The organism is Gordonia desulfuricans NBRC 100010, from assembly GCF_001485495.1.
In the GTDB taxonomy this organism is placed as follows: Bacteria; Actinomycetota; Actinomycetes; order Mycobacteriales; family Mycobacteriaceae; genus Gordonia; species Gordonia desulfuricans.
The window spans coordinates 1-19,592 of the sequence record NZ_BCNF01000143.1 but is presented as its reverse complement, the minus strand read 5'-3'; the positions used below and the strand labels follow the sequence as shown (position 1 = coordinate 19,592).

Annotated in this window: 17 protein-coding genes; 12 read left to right on the top strand and 5 right to left on the bottom strand. The window is 68.7% G+C overall.

What is annotated here, in order from left to right:
• Positions 1–317: biotin/lipoyl-containing protein (locus GD1_RS20685; protein ID WP_305798033.1), on the bottom strand; the 317-nt coding region annotated here is incomplete at its 3' end.
• Between the two features lie 176 nt (positions 318–493).
• A complete protein-coding gene (locus tag GD1_RS20680; protein ID WP_059039388.1) occupies positions 494–2,020 on the bottom strand; it encodes a leucyl aminopeptidase in 1,527 nt (508 codons plus the stop codon).
• Positions 2,021–2,206: 186 nt separating this feature from the next.
• Here GD1_RS20680 and gcvT point away from each other — a divergent pair, with 186 nt between their 5' ends.
• The 11 genes from gcvT (at position 2,207) to GD1_RS20625 (ending at position 15,345) form a co-directional block, all read left to right on the top strand.
• Positions 2,207–3,313, top strand: coding sequence for a glycine cleavage system aminomethyltransferase GcvT (gene gcvT / locus GD1_RS20675; RefSeq protein WP_059039387.1), 1,107 nt, complete (start codon positions 2,207–2,209; stop codon positions 3,311–3,313).
• 61 nt (positions 3,314–3,374) lie between these two features.
• Complete coding sequence (locus GD1_RS20670) at positions 3,375–4,481, top strand: branched-chain amino acid aminotransferase (protein WP_059039386.1); 1,107 nt, start codon at positions 3,375–3,377, stop codon at positions 4,479–4,481.
• A gap of 162 nt (positions 4,482–4,643) precedes the next feature.
• On the top strand, positions 4,644–5,453 hold the full coding sequence (locus tag GD1_RS20665) for an IclR family transcriptional regulator (protein ID WP_059039385.1): 810 nt from the start codon (positions 4,644–4,646) through the stop codon (positions 5,451–5,453).
• 369 nt (positions 5,454–5,822) lie between these two features.
• A complete protein-coding gene (locus GD1_RS20660; protein WP_059039384.1) occupies positions 5,823–6,398 on the top strand; it encodes an amino acid synthesis family protein in 576 nt (191 codons plus the stop codon).
• A complete protein-coding gene (locus tag GD1_RS20655; protein WP_059039383.1) occupies positions 6,395–7,756 on the top strand; it encodes an aminotransferase class III-fold pyridoxal phosphate-dependent enzyme in 1,362 nt (453 codons plus the stop codon). The genes GD1_RS20660 and GD1_RS20655 overlap by 4 nt, the downstream gene beginning before the upstream one ends.
• 10 nt (positions 7,757–7,766) lie before the next feature.
• Complete coding sequence (gene hydA / locus GD1_RS20650) at positions 7,767–9,209, top strand: dihydropyrimidinase (RefSeq protein ID WP_059039382.1); 1,443 nt, start codon at positions 7,767–7,769, stop codon at positions 9,207–9,209.
• The gene (locus GD1_RS20645; RefSeq protein WP_059039381.1) at positions 9,206–10,213 is read left to right on the top strand and encodes an LLM class flavin-dependent oxidoreductase; all 1,008 of its coding nucleotides are present in this window, start codon (positions 9,206–9,208) and stop codon (positions 10,211–10,213) included. The genes hydA and GD1_RS20645 overlap by 4 nt, the downstream gene beginning before the upstream one ends.
• An 11-nt stretch (positions 10,214–10,224) precedes the next feature.
• On the top strand, positions 10,225–11,052 hold the full coding sequence (locus GD1_RS20640; RefSeq protein WP_202926898.1) for a carbon-nitrogen hydrolase family protein: 828 nt from the start codon (positions 10,225–10,227) through the stop codon (positions 11,050–11,052).
• Positions 11,053–11,116: 64 nt separating this feature from the next.
• Positions 11,117–12,685 (top strand): NCS1 family nucleobase:cation symporter-1, encoded by a 1,569-nt coding sequence (locus tag GD1_RS20635; RefSeq protein WP_083534545.1) that lies wholly within the window; start codon positions 11,117–11,119, stop codon positions 12,683–12,685.
• 8 nt (positions 12,686–12,693) lie between these two features.
• Positions 12,694–13,803: an alcohol dehydrogenase catalytic domain-containing protein gene (locus tag GD1_RS20630; RefSeq protein ID WP_083534543.1), complete on the top strand. Its 1,110-nt coding sequence runs from the start codon at positions 12,694–12,696 to the stop codon at positions 13,801–13,803.
• A gap of 60 nt (positions 13,804–13,863) precedes the next feature.
• Positions 13,864–15,345: an aldehyde dehydrogenase family protein gene (locus tag GD1_RS20625; protein WP_059039378.1), complete on the top strand. Its 1,482-nt coding sequence runs from the start codon at positions 13,864–13,866 to the stop codon at positions 15,343–15,345.
• Positions 15,346–15,422: 77 nt separating this feature from the next.
• Here GD1_RS20625 and GD1_RS20620 read toward each other — a convergent pair whose 3' ends face one another.
• Genes GD1_RS20620 through GD1_RS20610 form a run of 3 tightly spaced genes read right to left on the bottom strand, consistent with a single transcriptional unit; the run spans position 15,423 to position 18,766 of the window.
• Complete coding sequence (locus tag GD1_RS20620) at positions 15,423–16,211, bottom strand: adenosylcobinamide-GDP ribazoletransferase (RefSeq protein ID WP_059039377.1); 789 nt, start codon at positions 16,209–16,211, stop codon at positions 15,423–15,425.
• Positions 16,212–16,213: 2 nt separating this feature from the next.
• A complete protein-coding gene (cobT, locus tag GD1_RS20615) occupies positions 16,214–18,073 on the bottom strand; it encodes a nicotinate-nucleotide--dimethylbenzimidazole phosphoribosyltransferase (protein ID WP_059039376.1) in 1,860 nt (619 codons plus the stop codon).
• A gap of 6 nt (positions 18,074–18,079) precedes the next feature.
• A complete protein-coding gene (locus tag GD1_RS20610) occupies positions 18,080–18,766 on the bottom strand; it encodes a DUF3043 domain-containing protein (RefSeq protein WP_053777387.1) in 687 nt (228 codons plus the stop codon).
• 103 nt (positions 18,767–18,869) lie between these two features.
• On the opposite strand from GD1_RS20610, the gene GD1_RS20605 reads away from it, so the two are divergent.
• Positions 18,870–19,592: glycerate kinase (locus GD1_RS20605; RefSeq protein ID WP_059039375.1), on the top strand; the 723-nt coding region annotated here is incomplete at its 3' end.

The window sequence follows — 19,592 nt, the reverse complement described above, 5'->3', positions numbered from 1 at the left end:
GCGGCTGCGGCCGGGGCCTCTGCGGCGGGTTCTGCGGCTGGTTCTGCGGCGGGGGCGGGGGTCTCGGCGGGAGCCTCACCGGCGTCGCCGATCACACCGAGCTCGCCACCGATCTCGACGACGTCGTCTTCCTGGGCGACGATCTTCACGAGGACGCCGGCCGCGGGGGACGGGATCTCGGTGTCGACCTTGTCGGTGGACACCTCGAGCAGGGGCTCGTCGACCTCTACGGTGTCGCCCTCCTCCTTCAGCCACCGTGTGACTGTCCCTTCGGTGACGCTTTCACCTAGGGCGGGCATCTGGACGGAGAAGGCCATTGCTGTTAGCTCCTGAACTCGACGTGTGGGTCTTCGACGTGCGGGTGGGACGTGCGGGTGGACGGTGTGTGCGCCGTGGGTCCCGGGGCGTGCGACGGGTTGGCCGCGTACCCACGGCAAAACCTTACCCGTAGCCGCCCCGGGCGACGTGTCGTGTGTGGGAAAAGCGTCGGCGGTCAGCCGTTGGCGGCGATGTCCTCGAGGACGCGGGCGATGGTTCGGACCGGTACGCCCGTACCACCCTTGGGGGTGTAACCCCACGGACCGCCCGAATTGAACGCCGGACCGGCGATGTCGACATGTGCCCACTCGACGCCGTCGGCGACGAACTCCTTGAGGAACAGCCCGGCCGAGAGCATGCCGCCCCAGCGGTGATTGGTGACGTTGGCGAGATCGGCCACCCGCGACTTGAGGTCCGAGCGCAGCTCGGCCGGCAGCGGCATCGGCCAGGCGTTCTCGCCGACCTCCGCCGACAGCGCCGCCACCCGGTCGCGGAACTCGTCGGTGCCCATCACCCCGGGGGTGCGGGTGCCCAGTGCCACCATCTGCGCACCGGTCAGGGTGGCGGTGTCGATCAGGTAGTCCGGCTCGTCCTCGCAGGCCCGCACGATCGCGTCGGCGAGTACCAGGCGGCCCTCGGCGTCGGTGTTGAGCACCTCGACGGTGGTGCCGCCGTACTGGGTGAGCACGTCACCGGGACGCTGCGCGGTCCCCGACGGCATGTTCTCGGCCATCGGGACGGTCGCGGTCACGGTGACCTCGAGCTCCAGGCGCGAGGCCAGGATGGTGGAGGCGATCACCGCGGCCGCACCACCCATGTCGGAGGTCATCTGGTCCATGTTGGCGGCGGGCTTGATCGAGATGCCGCCGGTGTCGAAGGTGATGCCCTTGCCGACGAGGGCGACCTTCTTGGCCGACTTCTTGCCCGCATGGGTCAGGCGCACCAGCCGAGGCAGCCGCGAGCTGCCCTTGCCGACGCCGACGATGCCGCCGTAGCCCTCCTTCTCCAGCGACGCGAAGTCGAGGATCTCCACCTTCAGGCCGGCCTTGGCGCCCAGTGCCCGGGCACGCTCGGCGAACTCCTCCGGGTAGAGGTGGCTCGGCGGGGTGTTGACGAAGTCGCGGGCGATCGCCACGGCGTCGGCCACGGCCACCGCATGGGCGAGGTCTGCCTTGACGGCTTTGCCCGTGTCGTCGGCGAGCAGGTGGATCGTGGTGGGCGGCAACTTCTTCGGCTCGGACTTGGCCGAGCGGAACTCGTCGAACCGGTAGGCGCCGAGGAACAGTCCCTCGACCGCCGGGGCGAGTGCGGCCGCCGCCAGGGTGGTGGCGACGGTGCTGAACCCGTCGAGTTCACGAGCCACCACGCCGGCCGCCTGACGCACCTTCTCGGCGTCGTCGACGGCGGCCTCGTCACCGAGACCCACGGCCACCACCACCGACACCCCGAGGGACTCCGGTGCGGCGATCCGGGTGACCTCGCCGTGCGATCCGCCGGCCCCGACCGCCACCAGCGCCCCGCTGATCGCGGCGGCCTGTGCGTCGTCGAGGACGTCGGCGGCCAGCAGCAGGGTGGGTGCGTCGTCGGAATCCGGCGCCGCGGCGATGAGCCCGACGACGAGGGCCTCGTCAGCGGAATCGAGTGAGGTGGACAGGGTGATCTGGGGTCCGCGCGTGCGATCGGCGCTCTCGTTCTTGCTCACCTGGGCCATCTTATGGCCGCGGCGCCGGGTGGTGGGTGAGTGCGGTCTGGCGGTGCGCGAACACCGCCGGTCGGTGTGCGCGGAATCCGGGGATTCCGGTGTCGGGGTGCGCCGGGGGTGCGGGGCCCCGACACGGGCACTCGCCTCGCCCGCGGCGCCGGTGGGCGGAGAGGTAGGTTGAGGCCCATGAGTGAGCTTCTCGCCGGCCCCATCGCCGATCGTCATGCCGCCCTCGGAGCGAGTTTCGCCGCCTTCGGCGGATGGGACATGCCCGTCTCCTACGCCGGAACCGTCGCCGAGCACACCGCGGTGCGCGAGGCGGTCGGCATCTTCGACGTCAGCCACCTCGGCAAGGCGCTGGTCGCCGGTGCGGGCGCGGCGGAGTTCATCAACGCCACCCTCACCGCCGACCTCGCCAAGATCCGTCCCGGCAAGGCGCAGTACACGTTGTGCTGCAACGAGTCCGGCGGTGTCATCGACGACCTGATCACCTACCTGGTGGGCGACGAGGAGGTGTTTCTGGTCCCCAACGCGGCCAACACCGCCACGGTGGTGGCGGCCTTGGCGGCGGTGGCCCCCGACGGCATCACGATCACCGATCAGCACCGTGAGTACGCGGTGTTCGCGGTGCAGGGCCCCAAGAGCGCGGACGTGCTCGCCGCCGTCGGCCTGCCCACCGACATGGAGTACATGGCCTTCGCCGACGCCGACCTCACCGCGGGGGACACCACGTTCCCGGTGCGGGTGTGCCGTACCGGCTACACCGGGGAGAAGGGCTTCGAGGTGCTGCCCCGCTGGGCCGACGCCGGACCGGTGTTCGACGCATTGCTCGAGCAGGTGCGGGCCTTCGGCGGGCAGCCGGCCGGACTCGGCGCCCGCGACACCCTGCGCACCGAGATGGGCTACGCCCTGCACGGTCACGAACTGTCGACCGACATCACCCCCAACCAGGCCCGCAGCGGCTGGGCGGTGGGCTGGGACAAGCCCGCGTTCTTCGGCCGCGACGCCCTGCTGGCCGAGAAGCAGAGCGGCCCGGCGCGCCGGCTCTACGGACTGCGTGCCACCGGCCGTGGTGTGCCGCGCGCCGACTGCGAGGTCCGCACCGCCGACGGCGCGACCGTCGGCGTGTGCACCTCGGGCACCTTCTCGCCGACCCTCAAGCAGGGAATCGCGTTGGCGCTCATCGACACCGCGTCCGGGATCACGAAGGGCTCGGAGGTGGTCGTCGACGTCCGTGGACGCGCGCTGCCGTGTGAGGTGGTCCTGCCGCCGTTCGTCGAGTCGCACGTGTGACACCCCGGCGCTGATGCGACGTCGGAGCAGGGGCCGATCGGCCCGGCGGTAGGATCACCTCATGACCTTGCAGTTCACCCGCACCGAGCATCCCCATCCGGTGTCGGAATCGCAGCGTGCCGAGATCCTCGCCGCGCCCGGTTTCGGCAAGCATTTCACCGACAACATGGTGCTGGTGGACTACGACGTAACGCGTGGATGGCACAACGCGCAGGTCACTCCCTACGGCCCGATCGCACTCGATCCGTCGGCGATGGTGCTGCACTACGGCCAGGAGGTCTTCGAGGGACTCAAGGCCTACCGTCAGGCCGACGGTTCGATCGCCGCGTTCCGTCCCGAGGCCAACGGCCTGCGGATGCAGCAGTCGGCCGCACGTCTGGCCATGCCGGCCCTGCCGGTCGAGGACTTCCTCAATTCCCTCAAGGCCCTGCTCGCCGCCGACAACGCGTGGGTTCCGGAGGCCGGCGGCGAGTCGTCGCTCTACCTGCGGCCGTTCATGTTCGCCTCGCAGGCCGGTCTCGGTGTCAACGCACCGTCGTCGGAGTACCGCTACTCGGTGATCGCCTCGCCCGCCGGTGCCTACTTCTCCGGTGGCATCAAGCCGGTCAGCGTGTGGCTGTGCACCGAGTACGTGCGTGCGGTCCCCGGCGGCACCGGCTTCGCCAAGTGCGGCGGCAACTACGCCGCCTCCTTCCTCGCGCAGGCGCAGGCCACCGAGAAGGGCTGTGACCAGGTGGTCTGGCTCGATGCACTCGAGCGTCGCTACATCGAGGAGATGGGCGGCATGAACCTGTTCTTCGTCTTCGGGTCGGGTGCCGACGCCCGCCTGGTGACCCCGGAACTCACCGGTTCGTTGCTGCCGGGCATCACCCGGGAGTCGCTGCTGATGCTGGCCACCGACGCCGGATTCGCGGTCGAGGAGCGCAAGATCAGCACCGAGGAGCTGCGCAAGGGCGTCGCCTCCGGCGACATCACCGAGGTCTTCGCCTGTGGCACCGCCGCGGTGATCACCCCGGTCGGTCAGGTGAAGAGCGACACCGAGGACTACGCCATCGGTGACGGTACCCCGGGCGAGGTCACCCTCGCGCTACGCGACACCCTCACCGGCATCCAGCGCGGCAAGTTCGCCGACACCCACGGCTGGATGACCGAGCTGTACCGGCCCTGACCCACAGCCTCGTCGTTTCCCGGCGGCAATCGTGATCGGCATCGATGTCGATCCGGTTGCCGCCGAGTCGTTTCCGGCCAGATTCGCTGCATATGTCCGGGCACGGCGGTTCGCCGACGAGCCGACCGTCTGGGTAGCATCAACCGACTCGAGGAGGTTGGCATGGCTGGGGATTCGGCGTTGGTCCAGAAGACGGTGGCTGTTGTCCGTGTGGTCGCCGCACATCCGGGCGGGATCGGTTTGTCGAGCGTGGCCCGCGAGACGGGGATCTCCAAGGCGACCTGTTTCCGGGTGCTATCCACGCTTGAGAACGAGGGCTGGCTCGAAAGCGATTCCGAGACAAAGCGTTACCGGTTGTCGCTGGCCATGACGTTCATGACGACCGGCTTGGTGAACGAGGAGTCGGTCACCCGGTTCACCCTCGACCTCCTCCGCGAAATCGCCACCCTCACCCGTGAGACTGCGGGGATCGACCAGCTCAGTGGCGCCTCGGTGATCGTGATTGCCGAGGCCCAGGGACCGCACTTTATCGGCCATGCCGCGCGCCGTGTTCCGCGCTCACTGTCGGGCTGGCGGACGTCGACCGGCCGGGTGATGCTCGCCTTCAGCGATCCGGAGGTGGTCCGCGAGGACTTCGAACGGGAGTCGCGGACCCCGCCGGTGTCGCGGTTTCGGACCTTCGACGACTTCCGCGCCGAGCTCGCCGGGATTCGTGAGCGCGGGTACGCGGTGTCGCGCAGCGAGCTGGAGGACGAGCTCAGCGCGGTGGCCGTGCCCGTGCACGTCGGTGGCGAGGTCCCGTACGCGTTGTGGGCCAGTGGGCCGGCATACCGGCTCGGAGATGCCGAACTGGAGAAGGCGGCAGAGGTCCTGCGCGATGCGGCCGACCGGCTGTCACGTGTGCTCGACGGCAGCAACGGGACAGTCCCAGTGGGTCGGGCGACGGGATATCCGCATCTTCCAGCGCGGTAGCCGAGCTGATTGACCGATCCGACGGTTCGTTCAACGAACCATAGAAGTCGAAAACTGGCCCTCGGTGGCCTCGGCGTCGGTCTGGCGGTGATAAGTCGGGGCGGGCGATGGTCGCAGGTGTGGAGGCGGCTCGGAGGTGTCTCGGCCGCCGTGAGCGATTCCACCCCAGTGAGTTATCTGGCTGCGCGCCGTCTGTATTCGCGCTGGTGAACGAGCCGTCCGAGCGCTGTGCCGACCGGTCGTGGTCGTGGCTGCGCGACGTTCCTCTGCGGTGCGTCGGGTTGGGAGCGGTCGGCGGCCGCGAATCGGTTGCGGAGGGTTTGAACCGATGGTTTACTTGCTGAATCACCAAACAGGAGGAGTATTTCGGTGGAACTTCAGGTCAGGAAGATCGTCCGGCACGTTGAGGAGCTCTTTGTCGAGAACGGCCGCCCGCTCGCCTCGCCGCATCGGGTGGCGATCGCCGCAGCCGTGATCGCGAACCCCTTCGGCGCAGGCTATATCGCTGATCTGGTGAGCATCGCCGACGAGCTCGGTGAACCCATCGGGCGACTGCTCGGCCCAGAGTGCGTACGTCTGCTCGACGATGACGTCGAGGCGTTCGGCAAGGTCGCGCTGGTCGGCCTGGGCGGCGAGGTCGAACACGGATCGGCGCTGATCCACAACCTCCGGTTCGGCAACGTCTTCCGCGAGGCCGCGGGCGGTACCGAACTGCTCCCCGCCGCGGAGAAGGTGGGTGCCTTCGGCTCGTCCATCGACGTCCCCCTCAAGCACAAGACCGACGCCAAGACCCGGTCGCACCACCAGACTGTGACCTTCCGTATCGAGGACGCCCCGCGGGCCGACGAGATCATCGTCGGATGTGTGGCCGCCAACAGCGGCCGTCCGCTGGCGCGACTGGCCGTCTTCGGTGCCGAGGCCCCGGTGGAGGTCGCGGTCAAATGACGTTGGTCGCCACGACGTCCGCGGTGTGGAGCGGCGACGAGATCCGCAGCGCCGACCGCGAATACGTCATCCACTCCTGGTCCAAGCAGAGCGGACCGAACGCGAAGCTCATCTCCGGAGCCAAGGGTTCATGGTTCTGGGACTCCGAGGGTAAGCGCTACCTGGACTTCCAGTCCCAGCTCGTCAACATGAATCTCGGTCACCAGCATCCCCGGCTGGTGGCGGCCATCAAGGAACAGGCCGACCGGTTGTGTTATGTCGGACCGGGTTTCGCCGAGTCCTCGCGCGCCAAGCTGGCCGCCAAGCTGGCCCAGATCACTCCCGGTGACCTGACGATGTCCTTCTTCACCACCGGTGGCGCGGCCGGCAACGAGAACGCGGTGCGACTGGCCCGGCATGTGACCGGCAGGCAGAAGATCGTCGCCCGCTACCGCTCCTATCACGGTGCGACGGCCGGGGCGATGTCACTGACCGGCGACCCGCGACGCTGGGCGGCAGAGCCTGCGGTCCCGGGTGTGGTGCGGATGTTCGACCCCTACACCTACCGTTGTCCCGCGGGGCATCCCGATCCCTGTCCGGTATGTACCGGTGGTCCGCATCTCGAGGAGATCCTGCAGTACGAGAACCCGTACGAGGTGGCCGCGGTCATCCTCGAGCCGGTCACCGGCACCAACGGACTGATCTATCCGGGCGAGGGCTACCTGCAGTCGATCCGCGACGTGTGCGACAAGTACGGCATCCTCTTGATCTTCGATGAGGTGATGGCCGGATTCGGGCGCACCGGTGAGCTTTTCGCCTGCGACCACTGGGGCGTGGTGCCCGACATCCTGGTCACCGCGAAGGGACTGAACTCGGGTTACGTGCCGCTCGGAGCGGTGACGGTGTCGGCGTCGATCTCGGACTGGTTGCGCAACAACAAGTTCTGGGGCGGTCTCACCTACGCCGGGCATCCGCTGGCGTGTGCCTCGGGGCTCGCGTCGCTCGAGATCATGGAGGACGAGGGTGTGGTCGCGAACGCCAGACTGCAGGGCGAACGACTCGACGCCGGACTGCGGCGGCTGGAGCAGACCCATTCGTCGATCGGTGAGATCCGTGGGCGCGGCCTGTTCTACGGTCTCGAGCTGGTGGTCGACCGTCGGTCCCGCCGTCCGCTGACACCGTTCAACGCAGTCGGCGACGCCGCACTGCCGATGAGCAGGCTGGTGAAGGCGGCGATGGAACGGGGCCTGTTCCTGTCGGCCAACAACAGCATCGTGCGGCTCACCCCGCCGCTGGTGATCACCGCCGATGAGATCGACCACGCCTTGGGCATCCTCGACGACGTCCTGACCATCGCCGACTCCTACTACGAGGGCTGAGCGCGATTCGATGACGACAACTCTCATCACCGGCGGCACCATCGTGAACGCCGAAGGCCAGATCACCGCCGACGTGCTCGTGGACGGCGAGATCATCGTGGGGATCGGCGTCGGCCGCCGGTGGCAGGCCGATCAGGAGATCGACGCCCGCGGAAAGCTGGTGATGCCGGGTGGCATCGACGCCCACACTCATCTCGAGTATCCGATCGACGCCTTCACCACCCAGACCTCCGACGATTTCGCGACCGGTTCGCGGGCAGCCGTCCACGGCGGCACCACCACCTTCCTCGACTTCGTCAAGAAGGCGCCGGGCAACACGCTGTGGGAGACCTTCGTCGAGCGTCAGGCGACCGCAGAGGCCAAGAGCATCATCGACTTCGGTCTGCACGCGATCGTGCCGCCGACCTCTCAGCAGGCCGACGTGCACGACGATCTGCGTCGGCTGACCGCCGAGCGGGGCGTGACGAGCTGGAAGTTCTTCATGGCGTATGCGGCGCAGATGCTCGACGACGGGGAACTGCTCGCCGGCATGGACCTCGCGCGTGAGCTCGGCGTACTCTCCCTGGTCCATGCCGAGAACGGTCACATGGTCTCGCGGGACACCGACCTGCTGATTGCGGCCGGGCACACGCAGGAGCACTACCACCTGCAGGCGCACGGTCACGAGCAGGAGGCCGAGGCGGTGCACCGGGCGATCGTGCTCGCCACCGCGGTCGACGCTCCGCTGTATGTGGTGCACGTGTCCAGCGCGCAGGCGGCCACCGAGCTGGCCCAGGCCCGGGCGCGAGGTGCTCGCGTCTGGGGGGAGACCTGCCCGCAGTATCTCGCCACCGCCTACGAGGACTACGAGGGTCTCGGCGACGCCGCAGCGGGATACATCTGCTCACCGCCGATCCGCGAGCGCAGCAACCAGGACGCGTTGTGGACCCACCTCGCAGCCGGTGCGCTGTCGACGGTGGCGACCGACCATGCGGCATTCTGCATGGCCCAGCCCGATGACCTGCCCCCGCAGAAACTGCGGTCACCGGGCTACTTCCCGAAGACGCCCAACGGTGTTCCCGGGCTCGAGGACCGGCTCAAGGTGATCTGGGAGCTCGGTGTGGTGGGCGGTCGGATCGACCCGTGCCGCTTCGTCGACCTCATGGCCGCGAGCCCGGCCAAGCTGTTCGGGCTCTACCCGCAGAAGGGCACCGTGTCGGTCGGCGCCGACGCCGACATCGTCGTCTGGGACCCGGAGGCGGATCACATCGTGCGCGCGGCGACCAGCCATTCGCGCACCGACTACAACCTGTACGAGGGCATGCGGGTGACCGGGATGCCCGTCCATGTGTTCAGTCGGGGACGCCACCTGCTCGACGACGGCGTGGAGGCCGCGGACCCGGGGCCGGGCCGCTACCTCGCGCGCACGGCGAGCGGTACCCCCGTCCCATCCCGAAGGAAGTCGGAGAGATGAAGCTGCCATTGGGAATTCACGTCGGTGACCGGATGACTCTGCCGGAGATCTACGCGGCCGCCGAGTTCGCCGACCAGAACGGATTCGACTCCTTCTGGGTCGCCGAGGGGCGGATGGCGCGCGACGGCATCGTGCCGATGGCGATCGTCGCCGAACGCACCGACCGCATCCGGATCGGCACCGGCGTGGTGAACAACAAGAGCCGCAACGTCGCACTGATGGCGGTGACCTTCAAGACGCTCGACGAGGTGGCCCCCGGCCGCATCATCCTCGGCATCGGGGCATGGTGGGAACCGTTGGCGTCCAAGGTGGGTACGCCGTTGCGCAAACCACTGGCGTCGATGCGTGAGTACATCACCGTACTCAAGCAGTTGTTCGCCAACGAGACCGTGAGCTTCGACGGCGAGTTCGTCTCGGTCGACGGTGTGCGCTTCGACAGTATGTACCGGGAGAACAAGCCGGTTCCGGTGCCGGTCTACGTCGGTGCGGTGGGACCGAAGATGCTGGAACTGTCGGGCGAGATCACCGACGGTGTGCACATGGACTTTTTGCTGCCGCCGTCCTACCTGGAGGGCGCCAAGGCCGCGATCGACCGGGGTGTCGCCAAGCGCTCCGACGGTGTCGAGGCGATCGATCTGACCCAGATCGTCGCATGCAGCGTCGATGACTCCGATCCGCAGGAGGCCATCGATCACTGCAAGGCGTTCCTGACCCTGTACCTCATGCAGCAGCCGCACATCGCTGCCCACTGCGGTGTGGAACGTGAACTCGTGGACCGGATTCAGGAGGTCGCCGGGTGGCCGGCCACCAAGGCCGACATTCGCAAGGCGATGGCACTGGTCCCCAACAGCCTGGTGCAGAACGTCACCGCGTGCGGGTCCACCCAGACGGTGGTCGACAAGCTCTACGAGTATCACCACGCCGGGGTGCGGGTCCCGGTGATCTCGACCCACGGTGACCACGAACAGACCCTGACCCGCATCACGCGGGCCCTGCAGAAGTAGGAGCGAACCACATGACAACGGTGAAGGTCGCAGCGGTCCAACTGCGCGCGCGGGAACACCGCGACGAGACCATCGCGCGGGCAGCCGAACTGATCTCCGAGGCCGCGGCCGAGGGGGCGAAGCTCGTGCTGTTGCCGGAGTTCTTCGCGATCCCGTTCGTGCAGCCCGAACCCGACCCGGGCTACATCCGCTACGCCGAACGCCTCGACGGACCGTCCAACACGATGGCCGCGGAGATGTCGGCGAAACACGGCATCACCGTCGTCTCGTCGGTATTCGAGGGCACCGACGTTCCCGGTGTGTTCCACAACACCGCGGTCACCTTCGTGAATGGGAGCAAGGTCGACGAGTACCGCAAGTCGCATCTCCCGTTCTCCAACGGCTTCCCGGAGAAGTACTACTTCCGGCCGGGTGCGCGTGCGCCCCGGGCGGTCGGCACCGGTGATCTCCGGGTCGGGACGATCATCTGTTACGAGCGCCATTTCCCCGAGTTGTCGCGTACCGCGGCGCTCGACGGGGCCGAGGTGCTCTGCGTGCCGGTGGCATCGGCCTCGGCACCGATGAAAGAGGTCTTCCAACTCGAACTCCGCGCCCACGCGGTGTTCAACCAGCTCTACGTCGTCTGTTCGAACCGGGTCGGTCTCGAACAGACGAAGGACTACTTCGGGCTCAGCGCCGTGTACGGACCCGACGGGTCGGTACTGGCACAGGTCTCAGACGGCGCCGAAGGTGTCGCCGTCGCCGAGATCGACCTCGAAGCACTTCATGCCACGCGGATGAAGCGACCCTTCTTCCGCGACCGGCGACCCGAGCTCTACGGCGCGCTCACCGAATTGTGAACCGGCCGGGGCAGACGCGTGCAGGCGGCTGCCCCGGCCGATCTTTCCCCTGTAAGGACAAGACATGGCCATCTCCGACGACGAACAGGGTCGGGTCGAGCTGATTCCGACACCGGATATCGAGCGTAGCCCGCTCTACAACGACGACCTCGCGCCGGTCCCGTTCGCGAAGCGAACCTGGCACGCATACAACTATGCGGCGCTCTGGATGAGCATCGCGCACGGCATCCCGACCTACTATCTCGCCAGCGGCCTGATCGACATGGGCATGAGCTGGGTGCAGGCGGTCGGCATCATCGGCCTGGGCAATCTGATCGTGATGATCCCGCTGTTGCTCAACAGTCACGCCGGCGCGAAGTACGGGATCCCCTTCCCGGTGTTCGCGCGCAGTGCATTCGGCGTTCTCGGCGCCAACATCCCCGCTCTCATCCGGGCCATCACCGCATGCGGATGGTTCGGTATCCAGACCTGGGTGGGCGGCCAGGCGATCTACACGCTGTGCAGTGTCTTCCTCGGTTCCTGGTGGAAGGACGCCGCCGCGTTCGAGGGACACCCGTGGACGTTGTGGGTGTCCTTCGCGTTCTTCTGGCTGATCCAGATGGGCCTGGTGCTGCGTGGAATCGAATCGATCCGCAGGCTCGAGAACGTCGCCGCACCGCTGATCCTGATCGTGGCCGCGATCCTGATGTTCTGGGTGATGAGCAAGGCCGGCGGCCTTGGTGAAATGGCCTCGGCCCGTTCCGAACTCGGATGGGGTCACGAGTTTTGGACGGTGTTTCCGGGCGCACTGATGGGGATGATCGCCTTCTACGCGACGATGTCGGTCAACATCTCCGACTTCACCCGGTTCGCCAAGAGCCAGAAGGCGCAGATCGTCGGTCAGACCGTCGGGCTGACCCCGACGGTGGTGCTGTTCACCACCATCGGTGCCCTCACCACCTCGGCCACCGCCGCGGTCTGGGGCAAACGGATCTGGGACCCGGTGGAACTCGTCGGCCTGATCCCCAACGCCTTCGCCGTCCTGTTCAGCCTGGTGTGCATCATCGTGGCGACCGTGGCGGTGAACGTCGCGGCCAACACCGTCGGACCCGCCTACGACTTCTCGAATGCGTTCCCGCGTCGGGTGACCTTCAAGCTGGGCGGTCTGATCACCGGCGTCATCGCGATTCTCATGCAGCCGTGGAACCTGTTGGGTAATCCCAACCTCTACATCTTCACCTGGCTGGGAGTGACCGGGTCCTTCCTCGGTTCGGTCGCGGGCATCCTGGTGACCGAGTACTGGCTGATCCGGCGCCGCACACTGCACGTCGACGAGCTGTACCTGCGCGGTGGACGCTATGAGTACCACCGCGGATTCAACTGGCGTGCGATCACGGTGCTGTTGCTCGCCATCGTGGCATCGGTGGGCGGGGCGTACTCGGCTCCCGATGCCGGGGGACCGTTCCCCGAGGACGGTCTCATCACGTTCCTCAAACCGCTGTTCGACTATAACTGGGCGGTCGCCTTCCTGACCGGTGTCATCGGGTTCTGGGTGCTCACCAAGCTGTTCCCGCCCGCATCGCCGACTGCCGACACCGATGACCGCACCCTGGGATCCGACGAGCCCGACACCGAGCTCGTCGGCACGAAGTGAGGAGACACATGAAGACCCGAGCAGCAGTGATGCTCGCCCCCGGAGAGGACTGGAAGGTCGCCGAGATCGATCTGGCACCACCGCGGTTCGGGGAGGTGCTGGTGGAGTTCACCCATGCGGGTCTCTGCTTCTCCGACGAACACCTCCGGCACGGGGGATTGGGCGACCTGCCCGCCGTCGGCGGTCACGAGGGCGCGGGCATCATCCGTGAGATCGGCGAGGGGGTGACCGGTCTGGCGGTGGGCGACCACGTCGCCGCGTCGTTCATCCCGACGTGTGGCCGCTGCGACTGGTGTGTGTCGGGGCATTCCAACCTGTGCGCCAGCGCCGCGAACAGCCCGGGCTCGGCCGATCCCGACACGTTCCGGTTCTCGTTGGACGGCAACACCATTCCGGCGAACTGTGGACTGGGCACCTTCGCGCGGCACTCGGTGGTCTCGGCCAAGACGGTGATCAAGGTCGACCCCGAGATCCCGCTCGACGTCGTCGCGGTGGTCAGCTGCGGTGTCCTCACCGGATGGGGAGCCGCCGTCCACGCCGCGGAGGTCCGCGTCGGTGACACGGTCGTGGTGGTCGGTGCCGGCGGCGTCGGGATCAATGCGGCGCAGGGCGCACGGTTCGCCGGTGCCGCCCACATCGTGATGGTCGACGTGAACCCGGCGAAGCTGGAGTTCGCCAAGCGGTTCGGCTCGACCGCCGAGTTCGACAGCCCGGCCAAGGCGGCCGAGTACCTGTGGTCGGTGAACCCCGTCGCCGGTGGTGCCGACGTGGTGATCGTGTGCACCGGCAACACCACCCAGGCCGTGGTGACCTCGGCCTACGAGATGCTGGGCACGCGTGGACGGCTCGTGCTCGCCGGGATGTCGCAGGATGTCTTCGAGCCCAACGTGCATCTGCCGGGAACCCAGATCGTGTTCCGCGAGCAGACGATCCGCGGCACCATCTACGGATCGTGCAATCCGCGTCACGAGGTGCCGATCATCCTCGACCTCTACCGCCAGGGCCGGATCAATCTGGACGAGCTCGTCTCGGCCACCTACCGGCTCGACGACATCAACGACGGATTCGCCGATCTGCGCGCGGGCAAGAACCTGCGGGGTGTGGTCGCACATGGCTGACACCCTCGTAGTGGAATCCGACGACGTCTGCGGCACAGCCGCTTGGGAAGGAGTGGGCACATGGGAAGCACGGTGACGGAGGCCCCGCGCCGAACCGATCGGCGGGAGCTGTACATCGGCGGCAGGTGGGTGACGCCCGCCGGCACCGATCCGCAGGAGATCGTCGATTCGGCCACTGAACTCCCGATCGGGTCGTACCTGCCCGGCGGTCGTGCCGAGATCGATGCCGCGGTGACCGCGGCCACCGCGGCGCTCGGCGATCGACAGGGCTGGGGTTCGTACGGACCCGCCGAACGCGGTGCAGTGATGCGCCGCTTCGCCGGGGCCATCGATCGTCGTGCCGACGCGCTCGGCGAGCTGATCGCCCGCGAGGTGGGCACACCGTTCGGCCGTGCCCGGGGCGCCAACGCCGAGACCGCAGCCAACCTCCTGCGGTTCTACGCCGATGTGATCGAGGCGACGCCGGTCGAGGATCTGCGTCCGGCGGGTGTCGGGCATTCGCTCGTGCGGCGTGAGCCGATCGGTGTGGTCGCCATGATCGCGCCGTGGAACTATCCGCTGAGCACCCTGTTCTTCAAGCTGGCCCCCGCGCTGGCCGCAGGCTGCACGGCGGTGGTCAAGCCGGCCACGCTCACCGCCTTGAACTCGTTCCTCATCGCGGAGGCGGCCGAGGAAGCGGGTCTGCCCGCCGGCGTGCTCAACATCGTGCCGTGCGATCACGCGAGCGGCGATCACCTCGTGGTGCACCCCGGCGTGTCGAAGGTCGCGTTCACCGGTTCTACTCCGGTGGGCCGGCGGATCGGTGGTCTGGCCGGCCAGAACCTCAAGGCGGTCACCCTCGAACTGGGCGGCAAGTCGGCGGCGGTGCTGCTCGAGGACGCCTCGATCGACACGCTGATCGAGAACCTGCACGAGCTGAGTTTCGCCAACAACGGTCAGACGTGCACCAACAACAGCCGGTTGATCGTGCCGTCATCGATCTACCCCGACGTCGTCGAGGCGGTCACCGAGACCGTCGCGTCCTGGCAGGTGGGTGAGCCGCTCGATCCGCAGACCGTGGTCGGTCCGATGGTCAGCCGCGCCCACCAGGAGTCGGTGCAGCGCTACTACGACGTCGCCCGTGACGAGGGAGCGACGGTGACCGTCGGTGGCGGGCGGCGCGAGGGCATCGGCTTCTACGTGGACCCCACGGTCTTCGTCGACGTCACCCCGGAGATGACGATGTTCCGGGACGAGTTGTTCGGCCCGGCCGTCTCCATCACGAAGTACGACGGTGGTCCGGAGGTGGGTATCGCACTCGCCAACGATTCCCGCTACGGACTCTCGGGCGGGGTGTTCACGGAGAACGAGGCCGCCGGACTCGACGTCGCACGACGTCTCGACACTGGCACGGTGAACTTCAACATCGCTAACTTCGACATCGGGGCGCCGTTCGGTGGCCGCAAGGACTCCGGTGTCGGGTTCGAGTTGGGTGCGGAGGCGATCTTCGCCTACCTGCACTTCAAGACGATCTTCACTGCCGTCGTGCCCCAGGGGTTCTGATCACCCTACCCGCTCGGGCGCTCACCGTCTGCCGGCGAGCGCCCGAGCGGGGAAGACCGGGATCGCCGTGATCGGGCTCAGACGAGCACACCGATCACGGCGATCGCCGTTCCGAGTTCGATCGCGGCGCCGATGACGTCGCCGGTGATCCCCCCCATCCGTCGCGCGCAATGACGGGTGAACAGCCACGTCGCCGCGATGACGACGACGGTCACCGCGACGGCCCGGATCGTGCCGGCGGTGTCGAACCAGTCGTTCGCGCCGAGGCCGCCGACAAGTCCGGCGGCGAGCGCGGCCGTCACCGTCCACACCGCCACCGACGCCTTCTGGGTGCCGACGACGAGTGCGCCGAATCCGTCGGTGTGGGCGGGGGAGAGGGTCCACCGGGCCGCGACCACCGCGGCGACGCGGCCCAGTGCGACGGCCAGACCCAGTTCCGGCCATCGGTGTGCGCCGGCGAGCGCGGCGAATCCCAGGGCGTCGACGGCGAGGATCGCGGCGACGGTCGCCGCACCGAACGGCCCGACGCTGCCCGACCGCATCACCTCGGTGACCCGTTCGGGTGGGCCGTAACAGCCCAGACCGTCGGCGGTGTCGGCGACCCCGTCGACATGCATCCCGCGGGTGCCCACCGCGAGCAGGATCACCACCAGCACGCCGGCCAGCGCACCGGGCAGATTCGTCGCAGACAGTCCCCATGCGGCCAGTGCCGCAACGGTTCCCAGAAATGCGCCGACAACGGGTACGGCCGCCATCACCCGGCCGCCGAGGGCCCGGTCGAACTCCCCGTCGGTGAGCCGGCGGGGGATCGGGACAACGGTCAACCAGGAAAGCGCGACGGCCACCGGACGCGGCGAGACGGCCATGATCAGGCGGGCGCCTCGGCGGGTTCGTCGTCGGGGGCGGGCTTCTCGCTGACCCCGGCCTCACCGAAGGTCGACATCGACGTCAGCACGTCCACCGCACTCATCACCGCAGGCAACGCGGCCAGCGCGCCGGTGCCCTCACCGAGCCGCATCGAGAACTCGACGACGGGTTCGAGGTCGAGGTACTCCAGGGCGATCGAATGGGCCGGCTCGGCCGACCGGTGTCCGGCCAGCCACCAGCGGGTGGCGCCCGGCGCGAGCTCGGCGGCGATCAGCGCGGCCGCGGTGACCACCACGCCGTCGAGGATCGCCGGGGTCTTACGAACGGCGGCCTGGGCGAGATAGCCGGCCATCGCCGCGAGATCGGCACCACCGACCGCGGCCAGCAGGCGCAGCGGATCGTTGCGATGCGGGCGGGCGCGACGCATGCCGTCACGGATCGCGGCGGTCTTGCGCATCCAGCCGAGATCGTCGATGCCGGTGCCGCGGCCGACCACCTCGACCGGTTCGCGGCGTGCGAGGGTGCCGACGATGACGGCCGACGGCGTGGTGTTGCCGATCCCGAGGTCACCCGGGATCAGCAGGTCGGCGCCGGCGTCGATCAGGTCGTCGGCGATGGCCCGGCCGGCCGCGATGGCCTGCCGCGCCTCGTCGACGGTGAGGGCGTCGGTGACGCGCAGGTCTCCGCTGCCGCGACGCACCTTGTAGGTACCGAACTGCGGTGGGGTGTCGGCGTCGACGGCCATGTCCACCACACGCACCCGCGCACCCGAGCGGGCGGCGAGCACGTTGACCGCCGCTCCGCCCTCGGCGATGTTGGCGACCATCTGCACGGTGACCTCCGGCGGAAACGCCGAGACACCGGAGCGGGCGACGCCGTGGTCACCGGCGAACACCACGACGGTCGGCGCGGTGATCGGACGCGGCGGGCACACCCCTTGGCAGGCCGAGATCCACACGCCGAGCTCTTCGAGCCGGCCCAGGGAGCCGGCCGGCTTGGTCAGGGTGAGCTGACGGGCACGGGCCTCGTCGGCGATCGCCTCGTCGGGGGGATCGATCGGACCGAACACCTCGGCGTCGGTGGGATCGGGACGTGGCCGGTCACCGGGGCCGTCGGCCTCGACGCGGACCACGCCGGTCGGCAGGTCGACCGGCGCAGACGGTGTGGCCACCGGGACCGGAATCGGGGCGGCGGGGACCGAGGGAGCGGCAGACCCAGGGGAGACGGTTTGTGCGGCAACCGGTTCGGTGCTGCCCGTCGGTGTCACGGAGGAGCCGGTGGCCATGCGGTCCCCGGTGGTCGACGGCCGCGGCGTCACGACCGCGGCGTCGGACAGGTCGATCACGCGCCCGGCCACCACCAGCAGGACCCGGTCGCAGACCGCGGCGACCGCCGCGTTGAGCACCCCGAGCTGATCCTGGAACAGCCGACCCGCCGGCGTCGGCGGTACCGGCGCGAGCCCCACCTCGGGGCTGATCAGCACCAGGTCGCCATCGAAACCGCCGATCGCCGAACACAACTCGGCGTTCTCGCCGGCTCGGTCGACGGTCTCGGCCGACCACGCGTCGGTGGCGTCGAGACGTGCCGCCAGCCAGTTGCCCAGATCGTCGACGAGCGTCGCCGTATCCCTGTGTGCGCGAAGCTCGTCGGCGAGTGCGGTGGTCTCCACAGTCGTGTACCGGTCACCGCGGCGTGCGCGATGCCGCTCGACCCGCGCCGTCCACTCGGTGTCGGTGGTCAGCGTCGGGCCGGTGGCCAGATACCGCACCGAAGCGTGTGCGCGCAGAAGATCTTCACCGTGATCGGATTTCCCCGATCGCACCCCGCCGAGGATCAGCGTCCGATGCCCGCGTGTGGTCATCGCCGGTCAGACTTCGTCGCCCGCGGCGACCTGCGGGGCCGGGGCGCGCATCTTGCGCAGCTGCATGGCACGCGTGAAGGAGTACCAGCCCAGCTTGATCCCGGTGTCGGTGGTGTCCGGGAAACGCTCGCGCACACGGCTGTTCACGAGACGCCCGAGGATCACGCCGTCGATCGCCATCAGGACCACGAAGGCCAGCAGCAGCAAGGTCGAGTACGCCGCGATCGACGGCAGGAACATCACCACGATCAGCACGATCGCGAACGGCATGAACAGTCCGGCGAAGTTGCGGCGCGAGTCGACGATGTCGCGGGCATAGCGCCGCACCTCGCCCTTGTCGCGCGGCATGAGGTACTTCTCCTCGCCGGCCATCATGCGTTCCCGCTGCTCGAGCCGCTGGGAGCGACGATCGGCGCTCAGCTTGCGCTTGTCCTCCTTGGACATCGAGCTCTTGAGCTCTTTCTTGCGGGCGCGGGCCTCGGCGCGCGTGGTCGGCGGCGGTGTCACCGGGCCACGCTTGCGGCCCTGCGACTGGCGGCGCGACGGGGTCGGACGTCCCTTTCCGGGGGTATAGGCGCTGCCCCGCCCGGACTCGTCGGTGGTGTCGGCAGCGTCCTCGATCGACGCATCGTCGGCGGACGTCTCACCCGCGGCGTCGGCCGGGGATTCGTCCTTCTTCCATGGCAGCTTCACGCCTTCGAGCCTAGGCGATTCCGCGCTGCCGTCCCGCGTCGACCTCCCTATACTTTGCCCGCATGGCGTCCCCCGGAGTTCACACCGTTGCACAGGAGTGGCGATGCGCGTCCTGATCGCACCGGATTCGTTCGGTAACACCCTGACCGCGGTCGAGGCCGCCGACGCGATCGCGACCGGATGGTCGGCGTCGCGCCCCGACGACGAGGTGGTGCACGCACCGCAGTCCGATGGCGGACCGGGGTTCGTCGACGTCCTCGCCGGCCGGTTCGGGCAGGTGCACACCGAGACCGTGCCCGGCCCGCTCGGTGCGTCGGTCACCGCGCGGTGGCTGCTCGACGACCGCGATCCCGACCACCTCGTCGGCTACGTCGAATGCGCGCAGGCATGCGGACTGCATCAGCTCGGCGGCGGCCCCACCCCGCGCACCGCCCAGACCGCCGACACCACCGGTGTCGGGATGCTCGTCGACGCCGCACTGCGCGCCGGGGTCGCCTCGGTCGTCGTCGGGCTCGGCGGCAGCGCCTCCAATGACGGGGGTCGCGGCCTGATCGAGGCGCTCGGCGGACCCGAGCGCGCCCTCGAGCGGTGTGCGGGCATCGACGTGGTGGCCGCCTCCGATGTGGAGAACCCGCTGCTCGGGCCGCTCGGCGCGATCGCCGTGTTCGGCCCGCAGAAGGGCGCCGACGCCGCCGCGCTGGTCCGGCTCGAACATCGCATGGCCGAGTGGAACCGGGTGCTCACCGAACTCGCCGGCGGTGACATCAGCGCCGAGACCGGGGCCGGGGCGGCCGGCGGACTCGGCGCGGCCCTGCTGGCGCTCGGC

Bases quoted from the DNA above. Each gene is read 5' to 3' on its own strand.
- gcvT (WP_059039387.1), top strand. From the start codon at position 2,207: ATGAGTGAGCTTCTCGCCGGCCCCATCGCCGATCGTCATGCCGCCCTC.
- GD1_RS20670 (WP_059039386.1), top strand. From the start codon at position 3,375: ATGACCTTGCAGTTCACCCGCACCGAGCATCCCCATCCGGTGTCGGAA.
- GD1_RS20665 (WP_059039385.1), top strand. From the start codon at position 4,644: ATGGCTGGGGATTCGGCGTTGGTCCAGAAGACGGTGGCTGTTGTCCGT.
- GD1_RS20655 (WP_059039383.1), top strand. From the start codon at position 6,395: ATGACGTTGGTCGCCACGACGTCCGCGGTGTGGAGCGGCGACGAGATC.
- hydA (WP_059039382.1), top strand. From the start codon at position 7,767: ATGACGACAACTCTCATCACCGGCGGCACCATCGTGAACGCCGAAGGC.
- GD1_RS20645 (WP_059039381.1), top strand. From the start codon at position 9,206: ATGAAGCTGCCATTGGGAATTCACGTCGGTGACCGGATGACTCTGCCG.
- GD1_RS20640 (WP_202926898.1), top strand. From the start codon at position 10,225: ATGACAACGGTGAAGGTCGCAGCGGTCCAACTGCGCGCGCGGGAACAC.
- GD1_RS20635 (WP_083534545.1), top strand. From the start codon at position 11,117: ATGGCCATCTCCGACGACGAACAGGGTCGGGTCGAGCTGATTCCGACA.
- GD1_RS20630 (WP_083534543.1), top strand. From the start codon at position 12,694: ATGAAGACCCGAGCAGCAGTGATGCTCGCCCCCGGAGAGGACTGGAAG.
- GD1_RS20625 (WP_059039378.1), top strand. From the start codon at position 13,864: ATGGGAAGCACGGTGACGGAGGCCCCGCGCCGAACCGATCGGCGGGAG.
- GD1_RS20620 (WP_059039377.1), bottom strand. From the start codon at position 16,211: ATGGCCGTCTCGCCGCGTCCGGTGGCCGTCGCGCTTTCCTGGTTGACC.
- cobT (WP_059039376.1), bottom strand. From the start codon at position 18,073: ATGACCACACGCGGGCATCGGACGCTGATCCTCGGCGGGGTGCGATCG.